The organism is Streptomyces sp. AC627_RSS907 (genome assembly GCF_019049165.1).
Genome location: NZ_JAGMUE010000010.1, coordinates 29,293 through 45,775 on the forward strand (window position 1 = coordinate 29,293; position 16,483 = coordinate 45,775).

16 protein-coding genes and 1 pseudogene are annotated in these 16,483 nt (G+C 72.3%); 7 read left to right on the plus strand and 10 right to left on the minus strand.

What is annotated here, in order from left to right; translation table 11 throughout:
* Window positions 1-17: 17 nt before the first annotated feature.
* Entirely contained in the window at window positions 18-659 is a 642-nt protein-coding gene (locus KUM32_RS03040; protein ID WP_217140188.1) for a response regulator transcription factor, read from the minus strand.
* Window positions 656-1,852 carry a sensor histidine kinase gene (locus tag KUM32_RS03045; protein ID WP_217140189.1) on the minus strand — a complete coding sequence of 399 codons (1,197 nt, stop codon included), beginning with the start codon at window positions 1,850-1,852 and terminating at the stop codon, window positions 656-658. The genes KUM32_RS03040 and KUM32_RS03045 overlap by 4 nt, the downstream gene beginning before the upstream one ends.
* A gap of 152 nt (window positions 1,853-2,004) precedes the next feature.
* Here KUM32_RS03045 and KUM32_RS03050 point away from each other — a divergent pair, with 152 nt between their 5' ends.
* On the plus strand, window positions 2,005-2,598 hold the full coding sequence (locus tag KUM32_RS03050; RefSeq protein ID WP_217140190.1) for a hypothetical protein: 594 nt from the start codon (window positions 2,005-2,007) through the stop codon (window positions 2,596-2,598).
* A gap of 13 nt (window positions 2,599-2,611) precedes the next feature.
* Window positions 2,612-2,779, plus strand: a pseudogene (locus KUM32_RS03055) (DUF5708 family protein); the annotation flags it as partial.
* Here KUM32_RS03055 and KUM32_RS03060 read toward each other — a convergent pair.
* Window positions 2,776-3,348, minus strand: coding sequence for a cob(I)yrinic acid a,c-diamide adenosyltransferase (locus KUM32_RS03060; RefSeq protein ID WP_217140192.1), 573 nt, complete (start codon window positions 3,346-3,348; stop codon window positions 2,776-2,778). The pseudogene KUM32_RS03055 and the gene KUM32_RS03060 sit on opposite strands and share 4 nt — an antisense overlap.
* Before the next feature lie 362 nt (window positions 3,349-3,710).
* Here KUM32_RS03060 and KUM32_RS03065 point away from each other — a divergent pair, with 362 nt between their 5' ends.
* From KUM32_RS03065 to KUM32_RS03075, 3 genes are all read left to right on the plus strand, one after another.
* Window positions 3,711-4,559 carry a 3-hydroxyacyl-CoA dehydrogenase family protein gene (locus tag KUM32_RS03065; protein WP_217140193.1) on the plus strand — a complete coding sequence of 283 codons (849 nt, stop codon included), beginning with the start codon at window positions 3,711-3,713 and terminating at the stop codon, window positions 4,557-4,559.
* Window positions 4,560-4,741: 182 nt separating this feature from the next.
* Window positions 4,742-5,065, plus strand: coding sequence for an STAS domain-containing protein (locus tag KUM32_RS03070; RefSeq protein WP_030420940.1), 324 nt, complete (start codon window positions 4,742-4,744; stop codon window positions 5,063-5,065).
* A 275-nt stretch (window positions 5,066-5,340) separates the two neighbouring features.
* Window positions 5,341-8,019: an ATP-binding protein gene (locus KUM32_RS03075; protein ID WP_217140194.1), complete on the plus strand. Its 2,679-nt coding sequence runs from the start codon at window positions 5,341-5,343 to the stop codon at window positions 8,017-8,019.
* Window positions 8,020-8,139: 120 nt separating this feature from the next.
* Here KUM32_RS03075 and nucS read toward each other — a convergent pair whose 3' ends face one another.
* Window positions 8,140-8,811, minus strand: coding sequence for an endonuclease NucS (gene nucS / locus KUM32_RS03080; RefSeq protein ID WP_217140195.1), 672 nt, complete (start codon window positions 8,809-8,811; stop codon window positions 8,140-8,142).
* A gap of 282 nt (window positions 8,812-9,093) precedes the next feature.
* On the opposite strand from nucS, the gene KUM32_RS03085 reads away from it, so the two are divergent.
* Window positions 9,094-9,486 (plus strand): SCO5389 family protein, encoded by a 393-nt coding sequence (locus KUM32_RS03085; protein ID WP_019326839.1) that lies wholly within the window; start codon window positions 9,094-9,096, stop codon window positions 9,484-9,486.
* 102 nt (window positions 9,487-9,588) lie between these two features.
* Here KUM32_RS03085 and KUM32_RS03090 read toward each other — a convergent pair whose 3' ends face one another.
* Window positions 9,589-10,617, minus strand: a complete 1,029-nt coding sequence (locus KUM32_RS03090; protein WP_217140196.1) for an LLM class flavin-dependent oxidoreductase — start codon at window positions 10,615-10,617, stop codon at window positions 9,589-9,591.
* A 255-nt stretch (window positions 10,618-10,872) separates the two neighbouring features.
* On the opposite strand from KUM32_RS03090, the gene KUM32_RS03095 reads away from it, so the two are divergent.
* Window positions 10,873-11,205 (plus strand): ATP/GTP-binding protein, encoded by a 333-nt coding sequence (locus tag KUM32_RS03095; RefSeq protein ID WP_217140197.1) that lies wholly within the window; start codon window positions 10,873-10,875, stop codon window positions 11,203-11,205.
* 9 nt (window positions 11,206-11,214) lie between these two features.
* Here KUM32_RS03095 and KUM32_RS03100 read toward each other — a convergent pair whose 3' ends face one another.
* The 5 genes from KUM32_RS03100 to KUM32_RS03120 form a co-directional block, all read right to left on the minus strand.
* Window positions 11,215-12,084 (minus strand): ABC transporter permease subunit, encoded by an 870-nt coding sequence (locus KUM32_RS03100; RefSeq protein ID WP_217140198.1) that lies wholly within the window; start codon window positions 12,082-12,084, stop codon window positions 11,215-11,217.
* Entirely contained in the window at window positions 12,081-13,355 is a 1,275-nt protein-coding gene (locus tag KUM32_RS03105; RefSeq protein ID WP_217140199.1) for an ABC transporter ATP-binding protein, read from the minus strand. The genes KUM32_RS03100 and KUM32_RS03105 overlap by 4 nt, the downstream gene beginning before the upstream one ends.
* Before the next feature lie 180 nt (window positions 13,356-13,535).
* Window positions 13,536-14,312, minus strand: a complete 777-nt coding sequence (locus KUM32_RS03110) for an ABC transporter permease (protein WP_217140200.1) — start codon at window positions 14,310-14,312, stop codon at window positions 13,536-13,538.
* Window positions 14,309-15,304 carry an ABC transporter ATP-binding protein gene (locus KUM32_RS03115; RefSeq protein WP_217140201.1) on the minus strand — a complete coding sequence of 332 codons (996 nt, stop codon included), beginning with the start codon at window positions 15,302-15,304 and terminating at the stop codon, window positions 14,309-14,311. The genes KUM32_RS03110 and KUM32_RS03115 overlap by 4 nt, the downstream gene beginning before the upstream one ends.
* Before the next feature lie 94 nt (window positions 15,305-15,398).
* Complete coding sequence (locus tag KUM32_RS03120) at window positions 15,399-16,334, minus strand: cellulose-binding protein (protein ID WP_217140202.1); 936 nt, start codon at window positions 16,332-16,334, stop codon at window positions 15,399-15,401.
* Between the last annotated feature and the right edge of the window lie 149 nt (window positions 16,335-16,483).

Below are 16,483 nucleotides of genomic sequence, written 5' to 3' on the forward strand. Positions count from 1 at the left end.
TGTCCCGCCGGGTCCCGCTAGAGCCCCAACTCCTGTGCCAGAACCGCCGCTTGCACCCGGCTGCGCAGCCCCAGCTTCCCCAGCAGACGGCTGACGTGCGTCTTCACCGTGGCCTCGGCCATGTCCAGCCGCGTGGCGATCGCGGCGTTGGACAGCCCCTCGCCGAGACAGGAGAGGACCTCTCGCTCGCGCCGCGTCAGATCCTTGAGCACCGCCGGATCGGCGGCCGGCTCCCGCACCGGCTTCGCGGCGAACTCGGCGATCAGCCGCCGGGTGACGGCCGGGGCGACGATCCCCTCCCCGTTCGCCACCGTGCGCACGGCACTGATCAGGTCCTTCGCCTCGGTGTTCTTCAGCAGGAACCCGGCGGCGCCCGCCCGCAGCGCCCCGAAGACGTACTCGTCCAGGTCGAAGGTGGTCAGCACCAGCACGTCCGCCAGCTGCTCGTCGACCACCCGCCGGGTCGCCGACACCCCGTCCAGCCGGGGCATCTGCACGTCCATCAGCACCAGGTCCGGGCGCAGCCGGCGGGCCAGCTCCACGGCCTGCTCGCCGTCCGCCGCCTCCCCGACCACCTCGATGTCCGGTGCGCTGCCCAGGATCAGCACCAGCCCGGCGCGGACGGCGGACTGGTCCTCGGCGACGAGGACGCGGATCATGGGAGGTCTCCTTCGGTCAGGGGCAGGGTGGCGCGTACGGACCAGAGCTTGCCGCCGGCCGACGCGGGATCGGCCACCGGCCCGGCCTCGAACGTGCCGTGCAGCAGCGCGGCCCGCTCCCGCATGCCGATCAGGCCGGCGCCGGAACCGGGGGCGCGCGGCGTGTCCCCGCCCCCGTACGGACTGGTCACCCGGACGCGCAGGACGTCGTCGCGCCGGTCGAGCTCCACCCGGACGCTTCCCTTCGCCGCGTGCTTGAGCGCGTTCGTCAGCGACTCCTGCACGATCCGGTACGCGGCCAGCTCGACCGGCGCCGGCAGTCCCTCGCCGGGCGCCGCCTCCAGGGTGACGTCGAGCCCGTTGGCGCGGGCGCCGTCGACCAGGGCGCCGAGGCCGTCGAGGGTGGGGGCGGCGGCCGGCTCGGTGTCCTCGCCGCTCTCCCGCAGGATGCCGATGAGGCGTCGCATCTCGGCCAGCCCCTCGACGCTGTTCTCCCGGATCACACCGAGCGCCTGCCGGGTGGTGGCCGCGTCGTCCAGGGAGAGCGCGGCCGTGGAGTGGATGGCGATCGCGGACAGGTGGTTGGCGACCATGTCGTGCAACTCGCGGGCCATCCGGGACCGTTCCGCGGTCACGGCCTGGACCCGGTCCATCTCGGCCAGCAGCGCGGTCTGCTCCGCGCGCAGCAGGGCGGCGTCGGCGGCCTCCCGGTGGTTGCGCACGATCAGGCCGGTGGAGGCGGGCCCGAACGACACGACCCCGACGGCGACCCCGACCAGCAGCGCCTCGGGCACCCGCCACACCGCGAACGCCACCACCGTCGCGGCCACCGTGATCAGCCCGGTGATCCACGGTATGCGGCGGGCGGAGGAGGGTGGGCCGTACAGCACGGCGGCGTACATCAGGTCGGTGTACATGATCAACGTGACCAGGCTGCCCTGGGTGACCGTGTCCCCGAACAGGGCGGCGGTGCCGATCAGCAGACCGGTGCGGGGCGCGGCCCGGCGCAGCAGCTCGCAGCCCGCCATGACGGCGAGCGGGAGCAGCAGCGGCCAGCGGCCGTCGAACAGCACGATCGGCTCGTCGGCGGGCCGCACCCCCAGGCCGATGCCCCACAGCAGCAGCCCGCCGAGCAGCCCGGACGACGCGGCGTACACGTCGAAGCGGCGCGGGCGGGGCAGTCGGAGGGCCATGCCACCATCCAACACGGCCCGCGGCCCGCTCGCCTGATCCCGGAGGCGGGTCCCGTACTGCACCTTTCGATGTACCGGAGGTTCGTCACCGGCGACGACGATCCGGGCTGCCCGGCGGGAGAGCCTGGAAGAGCGATCGAGAGGAGCACACCGTGATCGTCACCCTGATCATCGTCTGCGAGATCGGCTTCTGGGTACTGCTGGCGGCCGGGCTGTCCGTCCGGTACCTGCTCAAGAAGCCGCGCGCGGGCATGGCGCTGCTGCTGTGCGAGCCGCTGCTGGAAGTCGTGCTGCTGGTCGCCACCGCGCTGGACCTGAAGAACGGCGCCGACCCGAGCTGGGAGCACGGTCTGGCGGCCCTGTACATCGGCTACACCGTGGGCCACGGCCACCGCACCGTGAAGTGGCTCGACGGACATGCCGCCCACCGGCTGGGCGGGGCGTCGAAACCGGCCGGACCGCCGCGCTACGGCATGGCCCGTGCCTGGCACGAGGGCAAGGTGTGGATCGGCACGCTGATCGGCGCCGTCGTGGCGACCGGGCTGCTCCAGCTCGCCATGTGGTACGTCGGCGACCCGAGCCGCACCGGTTCCCTGGAGAGCTGGCAGCTCACCGCCTGGCGCGTCACCGGCATCCACGGCGTGATCGCGCTGTCGTACGCCGTCTGGCCCAAGCAGCGTCCGTCCGGCACCCCGGTCACGTCGGGGGCGGAGAAGGAGAACGAGAAGGAGATCACCCGCCGATAGGACGGAGCGGAACCTCTGGGAGGGCGGTGCCACCTTCGTGGTCGGCATCGCCCTCCGGCTGTTCGCCGGGGAGGCCGAGGTCCCCGTCGTGGACCCGGCGAAGGCCGGCGTCGTGATGATGTGCGTCGGCGGCGCGGAGACCGCGTGGGGCCTGTTCCGGCCGGCGCGCGACCGGCCCTAGCGTTCCCCGCCCGGTACCCACAGCACGTCCCCGACCTCCTTGTTGGCCGTCCGGGCCAGGATGAACAGGAGGTCGGACAGGCGGTTGAGGTAGGTCGCGGTGAGCGGGTTCATCGTCTCGCCGTGCACCTCCAGCGCCGCCCACGTCGAGCGCTCGGCCCGCCGGACCACCGTGCACGCCTGGTGCAGCAGGGCCGCGCCGGGCGTGCCGCCGGGGAGGATGAAGGAGCGCAGCTTCTCCAGCCCGGCCAGGAAGCGGTCGCAGTCCGCCTCCAGCTTGTCGACGTAGAACTGCTCGACCCTGAGCGGCGGGTACTGCGGGTCCTCCACCACCGGCGTCGACAGGTCCGCGCCCACGTCGAAGAGGTCGTTCTGGACACGGACGAGGACCTTGACGACCTCCTCGTGCAGGCCGCCGAGAGCGATCGCCGTGCCGATCACCGCGTTCGCCTCGTTGGCGTCGGCGTACGCGGCGATCCGGAGGTCGGTCTTGGGGACCCGGCTCATGTCACCGAGGGCGGTGGTGCCCCGGTCGCCGGTCCGGGTGTAGATGCGTGTCAGGTTGACCATGAGGTCAGCGTAGTGACGCGCCTGCGGTACGGGGCACGCGTGTCCCCACCGCCACGGCCGGCCCGGCGCGGGAGCGACGCCGGCGACCGCTCCCGCGTGCCCGCCCTCACCGACCGACGGTGCAACGGGTGGGGCACGGCCACGACTTCCGCGCAGCGGGCGTTCGGGTGCCGCTCGCCTCCGACCGGCGCGCGGCGCCCAACTACGCCGTACGGGGCGCGGGCTGACACCCGGACGGCACCCCCGGTGTGATGTCCGTCATGTGAGACGTGACGCGCGTTACTAACCGGTCACACAGCCCCGCACTCCCGATAATCTCCGGCCCAGAGACGACAGACAGCGCGTATCAGGGGAGTGGCACAGTGACACGGAAGCTTGCCGTCATCGGAGCCGGCCTCATGGGGTCCGGCATCGCCCAGGTCTCCGCACAGGCGGGCTGGGACGTCGTCCTGCGCGACGTCACCGACGAGGCGCTCCGGCGCGGCACCGACGGCATCAAGGCCTCGTACGACAAGTTCGTCGCCAAGGGCAGACTCGCCGCCGACGACGCCGAGGCCGCCCTCGCCCGCATCACCGCGACCACCGACCTGGACGCCGCCGCCGACGCGGACGTCGTCGTCGAGGCCGTCTTCGAGAAGCTGGACGTCAAGCACGAGATCTTCCGCGCGCTCGACAAGCTGGTGAAGGACGAGGCGATCCTCGCGTCCAACACCTCCGCCATCCCGATCACCAAGATCGCGGCCGTGACGGAGCGCCCCGAGCGCGTCGTCGGCACCCACTTCTTCTCGCCGGTCCCGATGATGCAGCTCTGCGAGCTGGTGCGCGGCTACAAGACCAGCGACGAAACCCTCGCCACCGCCCGGGAGTTCGCCGAGTCCACCGGCAAGACCTGCATCGTCGTCAACCGCGACGTCGCCGGCTTCGTGACGACCCGCCTCATCTCCGCCCTCGTCGTCGAGGCCGCGAAGCTGTACGAGTCGGGCGTCGCCAGCGCCGAGGACATCGACCTCGCCTGCAAGCTCGGCTTCGGCCACGCCATGGGCCCGCTGGCCACCGCCGACCTGACGGGCGTCGACATCCTGCTGCACGCCACGGGCAACATCTACACCGAGTCCCAGGACGAGAAGTTCGCCCCGCCGGAGCTGATGCGCCGGATGGTGGACGCCGGTGACATCGGCCGCAAGAGCGGGCAGGGCTTCTACAAGCACTGAGGTCGCACCGCCCCCGGCGAACATCACACGCCGGAGTGAATTCGGTATCGGTTCGCTCACAGGCGGCAACCTCCGATCGCTCAGGCCAGTCAGAAGATGCAACACCTGACAGCGCCGAGAGACCACATCGACCACATCGCAGAACCGAAGAGACGAAAAAAGACGCACGCCGGGGAGCGCATATGCACATCAGGGGCGACCACGTCGAGCTGGTCGTCGGGGGCCGCCTCGACGTCCGCAGCGCGGCGGACGCCCGTACGGTCCTGCACTCGGCCGTCGACGACGGAGTCGGCGACCTGGTGCTGGACCTGTCCGAGCTGGACTCCTGGGACGCCACCGGCCTCGGGGTGATCATGGGGGCTCACCGGCGGGCCGGCCGCTGCGGCCGGCGACTGGTGCTGCGCGGTGTACCACCGCAGATGCAGCGCCTGCTGGTGGCCACCCGGCTGCACCGGATCCTGGCCATCGAGGGCGGCCTCGGCGTGGAGTCCCTGCCCCGGGTGTGACGCCCCCGGGACGGTGCGGGCGGGCGCCCGGAAGACCCGGACACCGCTCGGCGAAACGCCCGACGCACGCAATCCTCACGAGACCGTGACGTCTCGGACGGGACGGCACCCCGGACTGTCGGGGATACTGAGCGAAGGTTTACTGTCTGGCTGCCCGCACTCATGAACCCACCGGCGGGCCCGGACCAGAAGCGACAGCGCGGTGTGCGGCAAGGCCGGGAGGGGCGGTCCCGACCGGGGACCCCGCACACGACGCTTTTGGGGGGCTTGAACCTATGGACCCGAACAACCGGGGGCCCGAGGAGTACGGCCACGACGATGCCGGCACCTCCCGGTCGAGCGCGTTCGAGACCGGTGACGGCCACACGTCGCGCCGCCCCTCCAGGGACCCCCTCACACCCGACTTCGGACAGCCCGCGCCCGCGCTCGCCCGCACGGTGCAACTCGTCTCCGGCGACTTCCTGCTGACCGTCAACCCCGTCGACGGCAGCGAGATCGAGGTCTGCCCGCCCGCCGAGCGCCCCGCCCGGCCCGAGAAGCTCACCGCGGCCGAACGCGCCGAGGTGGCCCGTGCCGTCCGGCCGCCCGTCCCGCCGGGGCCGTCCAGGACCGTACTGGGACTGCTGGCCCGCGAGGACGAGCGCGAGCGCCTGGTGCGGCTGCTCGCCCGGGGCCGTTCCGTCCGCCTCACCGGCCCCGCCGGCTCCGGCCGCTCCAGCCTCCTCGACGTCGTCGCCGAGGACTGCGCGGGCCTCGCCCCCGACGGCGTCGTCCGCCTCAGCGGCTTCCACCGCACGGCCGACGACCTGCTCCACGACCTCTTCTACGCCGTCCACCGCGCGCCCCTGTACCGCCCGGACCGCGACGAACTGCTCGCCCGGCTCCGGGAGGTCGGCGCGGTCGTCGTCCTGGACGACATCGAGTTCGGCGGCACCGCCCTCGACGAGCTGCTGGACGCCACCCCCGAGTGCGCCTTCCTCATCGGCGCGACCCCGGACGTGCCCGCACCCTCCGCCGACTCGGCCGTCGAGGAGGTCTTCCTCACCGGCCTGGACCGCTCGGACGGCGTGGAGCTGCTGGAGCGCGCCGCCGGCCGCGAGCTCACCGAGGAGGAGGCCAACTGGGCCGGCGACCTCTGGTTCGAGTCCGAGGGCCTGCCGCTGCGCTTCGTCCAGGCCGGTGCCCTGCTGCGCCGGCGCGACCGGCAGCGGGCCGGAGCCGACGCCGTCGACGAGTTCGGCGTCTTCGCCGACGCCCGCCCGGCCGACGACACGCCCTACGACGCCGCCGAGGGCGACGAGGTCCCCCTGCCGTCCGTCGGCGAGGCCGCCGCGCCCGCGCCGCTGCTCGCCTCCAGGCTGAGCCCTTCCGCTCGCGCCACCCTCGAGTTCGCCGTCGCGCTCGGCGGCGAGGTGCCGCACCAGGCGCACCTGCCCGCCCTGATCGGCGACACCCACGCGGACGCGGCCCTCGGCGAACTGGCGGACTGCGGACTCGTCTCGCCGGTCGGCTCCCGCTACCGGCTCGCCGCCGGGGTGCTCACCCAGCTGGAGAGCGCCGGATACGGCGCCGACGTGCGGGAGCGGGCGCTGGCCGCCGCCCAGCACTACGCCTGGTGGGCCGGCCACCCCTCGGTCACCCCGGAACGGGTCTGCGCCGAGGCCGACGCCGTGCTGGCCGCCCTCGCCGTGCTGGTCCCGACGACGACCCCGCCCGCCGACGACGAGGAGAGCCCCGCCGTCCAGCTGGCCCGCACCGCGGCACCCGCGTTCGCCGCCGGGCTGCACTGGAGTGCCTGGGAACGGGCGCTGCGCTCCGGCACCCAGGCCTCCCGGCTCGCCGGTGACGTCGCCGAGCAGGCCTACTTCCACCACGAGCTCGGCATCCTCGCCCTGTGCGAGGGGCAGCTCGACCGGGCCCGCGCCGAGCTGGAGGCCTCCGTCGGGCTGCGCGGCGCCCTGTCCGACAAGCGGGGCGCCGTGGCCGGCCGCCGTGCCCTCACGCTGGTCGCCGACCGGACCGGGGACACGCCCGGCCTGGGCACCGGGGCGGGCGCGGTCGGTGCCGCGGGCGCCGGTGCCGGTTTCGGCGTCGTCGGCGTCGGGCTGGGCCCCACCGCGGGCGAGGAGGTGCCCGACGCCCGCAACGAGGCGTCGGCGTCGCCGCCCGCGGGCGTGCCCGCACCCTTCCCGCCGCTCCAGCCACCCCCGCAGTCCCCGACCCTCGTCACCCGCCACGTGCCGTCCGAGGAGCCGTCCCGCAAGGGCGTGGGCGGCATCCGGTACTTCGCGCGGCGCAACCTCGCGGCCGCCGGAGCGGGCGCACTGCTGGTCGCCGTGCTCGGCACGGTGGTGACCCTCGGCGCCACGTCCGAGAAGGACGCCGGCGACCCCTCCGAGCAGGTCGGCGTCAACCCGTCGGCGAGCCAGGGGGTCGACGACGGCAGTATGGGCGCCGACCGGCCCGAGGACGACAGCGAGGGCTCGGGCGGCATCACCGGGGAGACCGGCCGGCCGACCCACCCCGGCCCGGACGGCACCGCGGGCACGTCGGACGACCCGACGCCCACGGAGTCGGGGCGGCCGTCGGGCACCCCGAGCAGTCCGGGCGGCAGCGCCGGCCCCGGTGAGGACGAGAGCCCGGACGACGGGGACTCGCCGCACGTGCCGAGCAAGTCGCCGACCGTGCCGACGACGAGGCCGACGCCGCCGAAGCCGACCTACACCGAGCCGAGCGGTCCCGGGACGCCCACCGGCACGGAGGAGCCCACCAGCCCCACGCCCACCGGCACCGGCTCGCCTGCGCCGTCGACGCCCGAGACGTCCGACACCGCCGACGGCCCCGACAGGTCCCCCACCTCCGCCGGCACCACGACGGCCTCGCAGAGCAGCACGGCGACCGGCGACACGGGGTCGCCGAGCGGTTCGGGGCCGGCGACGGGCCGGATCGTCTGACGCCGCCGGGACGGCACGTGAGGGCCGGGTCCGTGCGGCGGACCCGGCCCTCACGTACCACCTGACGCCTGTAGGGATCCGTACGTGTCATCCGCACGGGTCCCTACGGTCCGCGTCTGCTCAGAACAGCCGCAGCTTGTCGTCCTCGATCCCCCGCAGGGCGTCGTAGTCCAGCACCTGGCAGCCGATGCCGCGGTCCGTGGCGAGCACGCGGGCCTGCGGCTTGATCTCCTGGGCGGCGAAGACGCCGCGCACCGGGGCGAGGTGCGGGTCGCGGTTCAACAGCTCCAGGTAGCGGGTGAGTTGCTCCACGCCGTCGATCTCGCCGCGCCGCTTGATCTCGACGGCGACGGTCCGGCCCTCGGCGTCCCGGCACAGGATGTCGACGGGGCCGATGGCCGTCATGTACTCACGGCGGATGAGGGTGTAGCCCTCGCCCAGCGTCTCGATGCGGTCGGCGAGCAGCTCCTGGAGGTGCGCTTCCACGCCGTCCTTGATCAGTCCGGGATCGACGCCCAGCTCGTGCGAGGAGTCGTGCAGGATCTCCTCCATCGTGATGATGAGTTTCTCGCCCGCCTTGTTGACGACGGTCCAGACTCCCTCCTCCTCGCCCGTGCCCTCCTTCAGCGTGCAGGGCGGCGACATCCAGTTGAGGGGCTTGTAGGCCCGGTCGTCGGCGTGGACCGAGACGCTGCCGTCCGCCTTGACCAGGATCAGGCGGGGAGCCGAGGGGAGATGGGCGGTGAGCCGCCCGGCGTAGTCGACGGAGCAGCGGGCAATGACGAGACGCATGGTCGGCAACGCTACTCGACGCGCCCGGTCCGACGCGATTCGCCTCCACCCGGCGTGACGTCGCGGCCCGTCCCACTTCTCCCATTGGCCCCGTGTTGCACACTGGCCGATTGTGTTCCTACCGGATGGTGTCCATCTGGGCATTCTCCTGGTGCCGTCACGATCGGTTGCTTACGGTATTGAACGGGAGGTCGCGAAGCGTGTACGCAGCGTGTTCGGCATCGCGCGCTCCCACCCACTGTCCGGCAACCCCTGCTGTTCGGGGGTGCGAGAGGAGAACCCATGTCGCTCGACGTCTCACCGGCCCTACTCGAACAGGCCGAGCGAGGCGAGGTCGACGAAGCAGCCTTCGTCGACTGCGTCCGGACTTCCCTGCCCTACGCATGGGAGATGGTCAGTTCCCTGGTGGCACAGCTGAAGGTCGACGGCGGAGCGTTCGCCGACAACCAGACGCCCCCGCCGGACGAGCAGGCGCGCGGTCAGCTGCTGCGTGCGCTCGCGAGTGACGCCATACGCGGTGCACTGCAGCGGCACTTCGGGGTGCGGCTGGCCTTCCAGAACTGCCACCGGGTGGCGGTGTTCCCGTTGGACTCCTCCGTCGACGAGACGCTCACCCGCTTCACCTCGGTGCGCAGCCAAGTGCTGAACCAGTCGCCCGAGTTCCGCGACTGCTGACGATCGTCCGCTTGCCGCTCCGTACGCGGGAGGAGCAGTTTGTACCGGAGCGGCAGGCTCCCGTTCGAGCCCACCGGGCCCGTCCGTCCGTCACCGGCTCGCTCAGCGGAGCTGGGGAAGTACCTCGGCCCCGAGCCGCCGTACGTTCTCCTCCGTCGCCGCGAGGTCCCCGGATCCCTCGACGAGCAGGGCGAAGCGGGAGATCCCGGTGCGTTCGCCGGTCGCCGCGAGCCGGTCCGCGCACAGCCGGGGCGTGCCCACCGGGTGCAGCCCGCAGAGCAACTCGGTGTACGCGTACGGGTCGCGCATCCGCCGGGCGCGGCCGTCCACCGTGACGTGGGCGTCCAGTCCCTGCCGGAGCCAGCCCGGCATCGCCTTGAGCAGGGTCTCCGCCGCGTCCGTGCGCCGGTCCGCGATCTGGCAGACGCCGGCCGAGACGTGGGCCGCGCCGTGGACGCGCGCCGACGGGAGCCCGGCCGCGCGGGCGTGCCGCCGCCACAGGGCGACCATCTCGGCCTTCTCCTCGTCCCCGACGTGCATCCCGAGCAGCATCGGCAGTCCGCGCTCGGCCGCCATGCGCACGCTCGACGGTGACGTGCAGGCCACGACGACCTCCGGGCCCGGGACCTCCGTGAGGGACTCCGAGGGGCGCGGGACGACGGGCACCTCACGGAACCGGAAGCGGCCCTCCGAGGCGCCGACGGCCGGTTCGCGCAGCCAGCGAAGCACCAGATCGAGTGAGTCCGGGAACCCCTTCTCGTACGCCTCCAGGCCCGTGCCGAACACCTCCAGGTCGACCCACGGCCCACCGCGGCCGACGCCCAGCGAGAACCGGCCGCCGCTCGTGACGTGGAGCAGCGCGGCCTGCTCACCGAGCGCCACGGGGTGGACGGTGGGCAGCACGCTGACCGCGGTGCCGACCCTGATGCGGCGGGTGCGGCCCAGCAACAGCGCGGCCAGTGTCACGGCCGACGGGCACGTGCCGTACGGCACGAAGTGGTGTTCGGCCAGCCAGACCGCGTCCAGCCCCGCCTCCTCGGCGACCTCGGCCGAACGGACCGCGCGGTGCAGCGCCTCGCCCTGGCCCTGGCCCGGGAACTGGGCGCCCAACACGAAACTTCCTACGCGCATTGCTTTTCCTGCTTCCTCGGCCCCGACACGGAGCTCCCCCACAGGGCATAACCGCCTGACACGTGCCGAGGACACGGTCGGACGGGGGGATTGGCCGATTGTCTGCAGAATGGGCCGTCGTGGAGGGGGTCGCGGCGGTCCTCGCAGGAGTCCCGCACGGCGAGTTGTGGTGGTTGGTGCCGTACGCGTACCCCGGTCCGTGCCGCGTAGGCTGGACGCCGCCCGTACTCCCTGTATAGCTCCGTGAGGTGTCCTGTGTCCCCGCGTCGCAACCGACCCAAGGGAGCCGGTTCGTCCGGCCGGAGCGCCGAGGACGACGGCTCCGGCCGCTACGGCGGCTGGCAGTCCTCGGAGAGCTGGCAGGGCGAGGACTGGAGCGTACGGCACGTGGCGGGTGCGAGCGCGCAGGGCAAGTCGTACCGCTGCCCGGGCTGCGACCAGCTCATTCCGGACGGCGTCCCGCACGTGGTGGCCTGGCCGGCGCACTCGGGGGTCGACGAGCGACGGCACTGGCACAGATCATGCTGGAACGCGAAGGACCGCCGCACCACGCGGGTGCAGCGGTCCCGTAACGCGCCGAGGTTCTGAACCCGCGGGTCAGACGTCCCGCTTCTGCAGCAGGGCGAAGGCGCCCGCGAGGGCGACCGCCGTCACGCCGAGCACGATCCACAGCGGGTCCCAGCCGGACGGCCCCGACTCGGAGAGCGAGTTGGCGTAGAAGATGCTCATCTGGTTCGGGATCGAGTACTCGAGCAGAGCCTGCCGCACGTCCGTCAGCGACTCCGAGAACATGAACAGCGCGATCACCAGCGGGGCGAGCAGGACGCCGATCATGATGGTGATCGCGCCCGCCGAGTGCCGGATGACCGAGCCGACGGCCAGCGAGAGCAGTCCGAGCAGCGCGATGTACAGCGAGACGCCGACGGTGGCCTTCAGCCACTCCGAGCCGGTGGGGTCCGCCGCGCCCTTGTCCTCCAGCAGGGCCACGTGCAGCAGCGCGACGAGCGTCACGGACACCAGGGTCACCACGAACGCCACCAGGAAGAACACGATCGCCTTCGCCGCCAGCACCCGGCTGCGGCTGGGGCAGGCGGTCATCGTCGTGCGGATCATGCCCGTGCCGTACTCCGACGCGGTGGTCAGCACGCCGAGCGTGATGACGCACATGCTGCCGAGCAGCAGACCGAAGAAACCGAGGCTCAGCGCGGTCTCGCCGGCCAGGCCGGAGGACGAGCTCGCCACCACCAGTCCGGCCAGCAGACCGATGCCGACGACCAGCAGGACGAACACGCCCAGCGTCCAGATCGTCGAGCGCACCGATTTGATCTTCGTCCACTCGGAGGCGAGCGCGTGTCCGAGGTGGGCGCGCACCACCGGGATCGGCGACGTGTAGGCGGGGTACGGCGAGCCGGGCGCCGCCTGCCACTCGGGTGCGGCCTGCGGCATCGGGGGCTGGGGCGTGCTCATCGGGCGTCCTCGGGCTTGGTCGGGTCGGTGACGGGCGCGGGGGCGGGAGTGGCGGGACTGGCGGGATTGGCGGCAGTGGGGGAGGGCGCCGCGGCGGGTGCCTGCGGCGCCTGCTGCGCGTACGGGTTGGCGGGCCGGTCGCCCGGCACCGCGCCGGGTGCCGCCGGCGCGCCGTACGGTCCTGCCGGGGCCCGGCCCGGGGCGCCGTGGGGCGCGCCCTGCGGCGCCGGGAAGGGCTGACCGCCCTGCTGGGGCGGCGGCGGGGCGTACCAGCCGGGCTGGCCCTGGCCGGGCACCGGCATCGGGGGCTGCGCGCCGGGCGGCAGCGGCTGCTGGAGCCCCGCCTTCTGGTCGACGGTCGACCGGTAGTCGACGGCGCCCTGCGTCATCCGCATGTAGGCCTCCTCCAGCGAGGCCTGGTGCGGTGACAGCTCCCACAGCCGTACGTCGCTGTCGTGCGCGATGTCGCTGATCCGGGGCAGCGCCAGCCCGGTCACCCGCAGCGCGCCGTCCTGCTCGGGCAGCACGTGCCCGCCCGCCTCGGTCAGCGCGGACGTCAGCTTCTCGCGCAGCTGCGGCTCGGTGTCCGGCGTCCGAACCCGCGCGAAGTCGGCGGAGTTGGCCGAGATGAAGTCCGTCACACTCATGTCGGCGAGCAGCTGGCCGCGCCCGATGACGATCAGGTGGTCGGCGGTCAGCGCCATCTCGCTCATCAGGTGCGAGGAGACGAAGACGGTACGGCCCTCGGCCGCGAGCGCCTTCATCAGGTTGCGCACCCAGTGGATGCCCTCGGGGTCGAGGCCGTTGACCGGCTCGTCGAACAGCAGCACCTGCGGGTCGCCGAGGAGGGCCGCGGCGATGCCCAGCCGCTGGCCCATGCCCAGGGAGAAGCCCTTGGAGCGCCGCTTGGCCACGTCCTGGAGGCCGACCACACCGAGCACCTCGTCCACGCGCCGGGCCGGGATGCCCGAGAGCTGGGCCAGGCTCAGCAGGTGGTTGCGGGCCGACCGGCCGCCGTGCACCGCCTTGGCGTCGAGCAGCGCGCCGACCTGGCGAGGGGCGTTGGGCAGCTTGCGGTACGGGTGGCCGCCGATCGTCACATGTCCGGCGGTGGGGTTGTCCAGGCCGAGGATCATGCGCATCGTGGTCGACTTGCCCGAACCGTTGGGCCCCAGGAAGCCGGTGACGGCACCGGGCCGCACCCGGAAGGACAGGTTGTACACAGCGGTCTTGTCGCCGTAGCGCTTGGTCAGGCCGACAGCCTCGATCATGCTCCGCACCCATCGAAAGGATCAGGACAGCAGGGCACACGCCCCCGTAAGGGTTAGGAGGATATCCAGGTGCTGACGGTTCCGTTCAAGCGCGTGCACATCCGTCCGCGGTCCGGGGCCTTCCCGTCCGCGGTCCGGGCCCTTCCCGTCCCCGCCCGGTCTTCGGGCGGCCCCCGGTCCTCAGGCGTCCCGCCGCTTGAGCACCGCGTAGCCGCCGACGAGCGCCGCGATCACCCACAGCGCCATGATCCCGAGGCCGCCCCACGGGCCGTACGGGACGTCGTCGTCGATCGGCGTGACCACCTGCATGATCTTGCTGCCGGCCTGGTCGGGCAGGAACCGGCCGACCTTCTCCGTCGCCGGGACGTTGCCCAGGATGTTGGAGATCAGGAAGAAGAACGGCATCAGGATGCCCAGCGACAGCATCGGCGAGCGCAGCATCGCGGCGACGCCCATCGAGAACATCGCGATGAGGGTCATGTAGAGGCCGCCGCCGATGACCGCGCGCAGCACGCCCGGATCACCGATCGACGCCTTGAGGCCGCCGAGCATCGCCTGGCCGAGGAAGAAGGTGGCGAAGCTGGTGACCATGCTCACGACCAGGGAGAGCGCCGTGGCCACCGCGATCTTGCTGAACAGGAAGGTGCCGCGCTGCGGCACGGCGGCCAGGGAGGTGCGGATCATGCCGGAGCTGTACTCGTTCGCCACCACCAGGACCCCGAACACGATCATCGCGAGCTGACCGAGGCTCGTCCCGGCGAAGCTGACGAAGGTCGGGTCGAAGGTGAGCCGGTCCCGCTCGCTCATGTTGTCGAACTCGCTCTTCGACAGGGCCGAGATCAGCATGCCGAGGGCGATGGTGACGACCACGGCGAGGGACAGCGTCCACACGGTGGACGCGACCGACCGGATCTTGGTCCACTCGGACCGGACGACCTGTGCCGCCGTCATGCTCATCCCTTCCTCCAGTCGCTGCCCCACTGCTGCTGCGGCGGCTGGTGCGGCTGCGGTTGCTGCTGCTGAGGCAGCGGCCCGGCGGGCTGTCCGTCGTGCGCGTGGTACTCCACCGACTCCGCGGTCAGCTGCATGAACGCCTCCTCCAGCGAGGCCCGCTGCGGACTCAGCTCGTGCAGCACGATCTGGTGCCGTGCCGCCAGCTCACCGACGGCCTCGGCCTTGTCGCCGTCCACCTCGAGGACCTCGGTGCCGGGCTGGACGAACGCGATCCCCGCGCCGCTCAGCACGTCGAGCAGCCGCTCGCGCTGCGGGGTGCGGATCCGGACGTAAGCGCGCGAGTTCTCCGCGATGAACTCGGCCATCGACGTGTCCGCCAGCAGCCTGCCCTGGCCGATGACCACCAGGTGATCCGCCGTCAGCGCCATCTCGCTCATCAGATGGGAGGAGACGAAGACCGTACGGCCCTGCGCGGCCAGTGACTTCATCAGGTTGCGGATCCAGTGGATGCCCTCGGGGTCGAGACCGTTGACCGGCTCGTCGAACATCAGGATCCGCGGGTCGCCGAGCAGCGCGCCGGCGATGCCGAGCCGCTGGCCCATGCCGAGGGAGAAGCCCTTGGCCTTCTTCTTCGCGACCGCCGTCAGACCCACGGTGTCCAGCACCTCGTGGACCCGCCTGGACGGGATCCCGTTGGCCTGCGCCAGACAGAGCAGATGGTTGTACGCGCTGCGCCCGCCGTGCACGGCCTTGGCGTCCAGCAGGGCGCCGATGTACGTCAGCGGGTCCTTGAGCTGGTCGTAGTGCTTGCCGTCGATCCGTACGTCCCCGGCGCTGGGCCGGTCCAGGCCCAGCACCATCCGCATGGTGGTCGACTTGCCCGCGCCGTTGGGCCCGAGGAAGCCCGTGATGATCCCGGGTCTGACGGTGAAGGAGAGATTGTTGACCGCCACCTTCTCGCCGTACCGCTTGGTCAGCCCCTCGAGCTCGATCATGCCGCCCACGCTAGAACGGGACGAGGCCCACTGCCACCCCAGTGACAGAAGGCCTCGTCCCCGTCCGTGCGGGCCGGCCGGCGTACGCCCCGCGTCAGCGGGTCTGCTGGGCGGGGACCCCGCGGGAGACCGGCTCGTCCTCGGCCGGCGCACCGGTGGCGGCCACCGCGGCGCCCGTGAGGGTCGCCAGCATCTCGCGCACGTTGGTGAGCTGCGCGTTGATGGAGTCGCGGCGGTTGGTGAGGGCGGCGAGCTCGCGCTCGGATTCCGAACGGATCCGGTCCGCCTTGGCGTTGGCGTCGGCCACGATGTCCTCGGCCTGGCGCTGCGCCGTCTCCACGGTCTGACGGGCCCGGCGCTCGGCGTCGGTGCGCAGCTTCTCCGCCTCCAGGCGCAGCTGCTCCGCACGGTGCTCGATCTCCGCGAGGCGCTTCTCGGCCTTGGCCTGACGGGACGCCAGGTCGCGCTCGGACTGCTCACGGCGCTTGGCGAGGTTCGTCTCGAAGTCGGCGGCGGCCTGCGCTGCCTTGGCGCGGGTCTCCTCGAAGAGGGCGTCCGCCTCCTCGCGCTTGGACTGCGCGTCCTTCTGCGCCTCCGAACGCAGCTGCGAGGCGTCGCTCTTGGCCTTCTCGACGATCCGGACGCCCTCGTCCTCGGCCTTGGCCTTGCGCTCCGCGGCGTACGACTCGGCGTCGTTGCGCACCTGCTGGGCCGCCGACTCGGCGAGCTCGCGGTGCTGCTCGGCCGCGCGCCGGGCCTCCTCGCGCAGGTCCTTGGCCTCTTCCTCGGCGAGACGCAGGATCTTCTCGACCCGGGCACCGAGACCGGCGTACGACGGCTCGGCGTCGTTGACCTGGGCCTGCGCGTTCTGGGTCTCGAGGTGGAGCTCCTCGATGCGCTTTTCCAGAGCGGTGATGCGGGCGAGAGCACTGTCACGGTCGGAGACGAGCTTGGAGATGCGTTCGTCCACCTGAGCGCGGTCGTACCCACGCCGCACAAGCTCGAAGCCGTAGGGGGAAGTGTCGCTCATGGGGTTCCTGTCGAAAGAGACCGGGTGAGGTGATAGAGGGAATCCTAGGCGCCAACGCGGTGCGTCATCGAGCGGATGCACGTTTGATACGGAGAATGACACCTCTTTTGAGTGGCTGACCCTCGGACGGCTTGCCAAAGTTCAGGCCA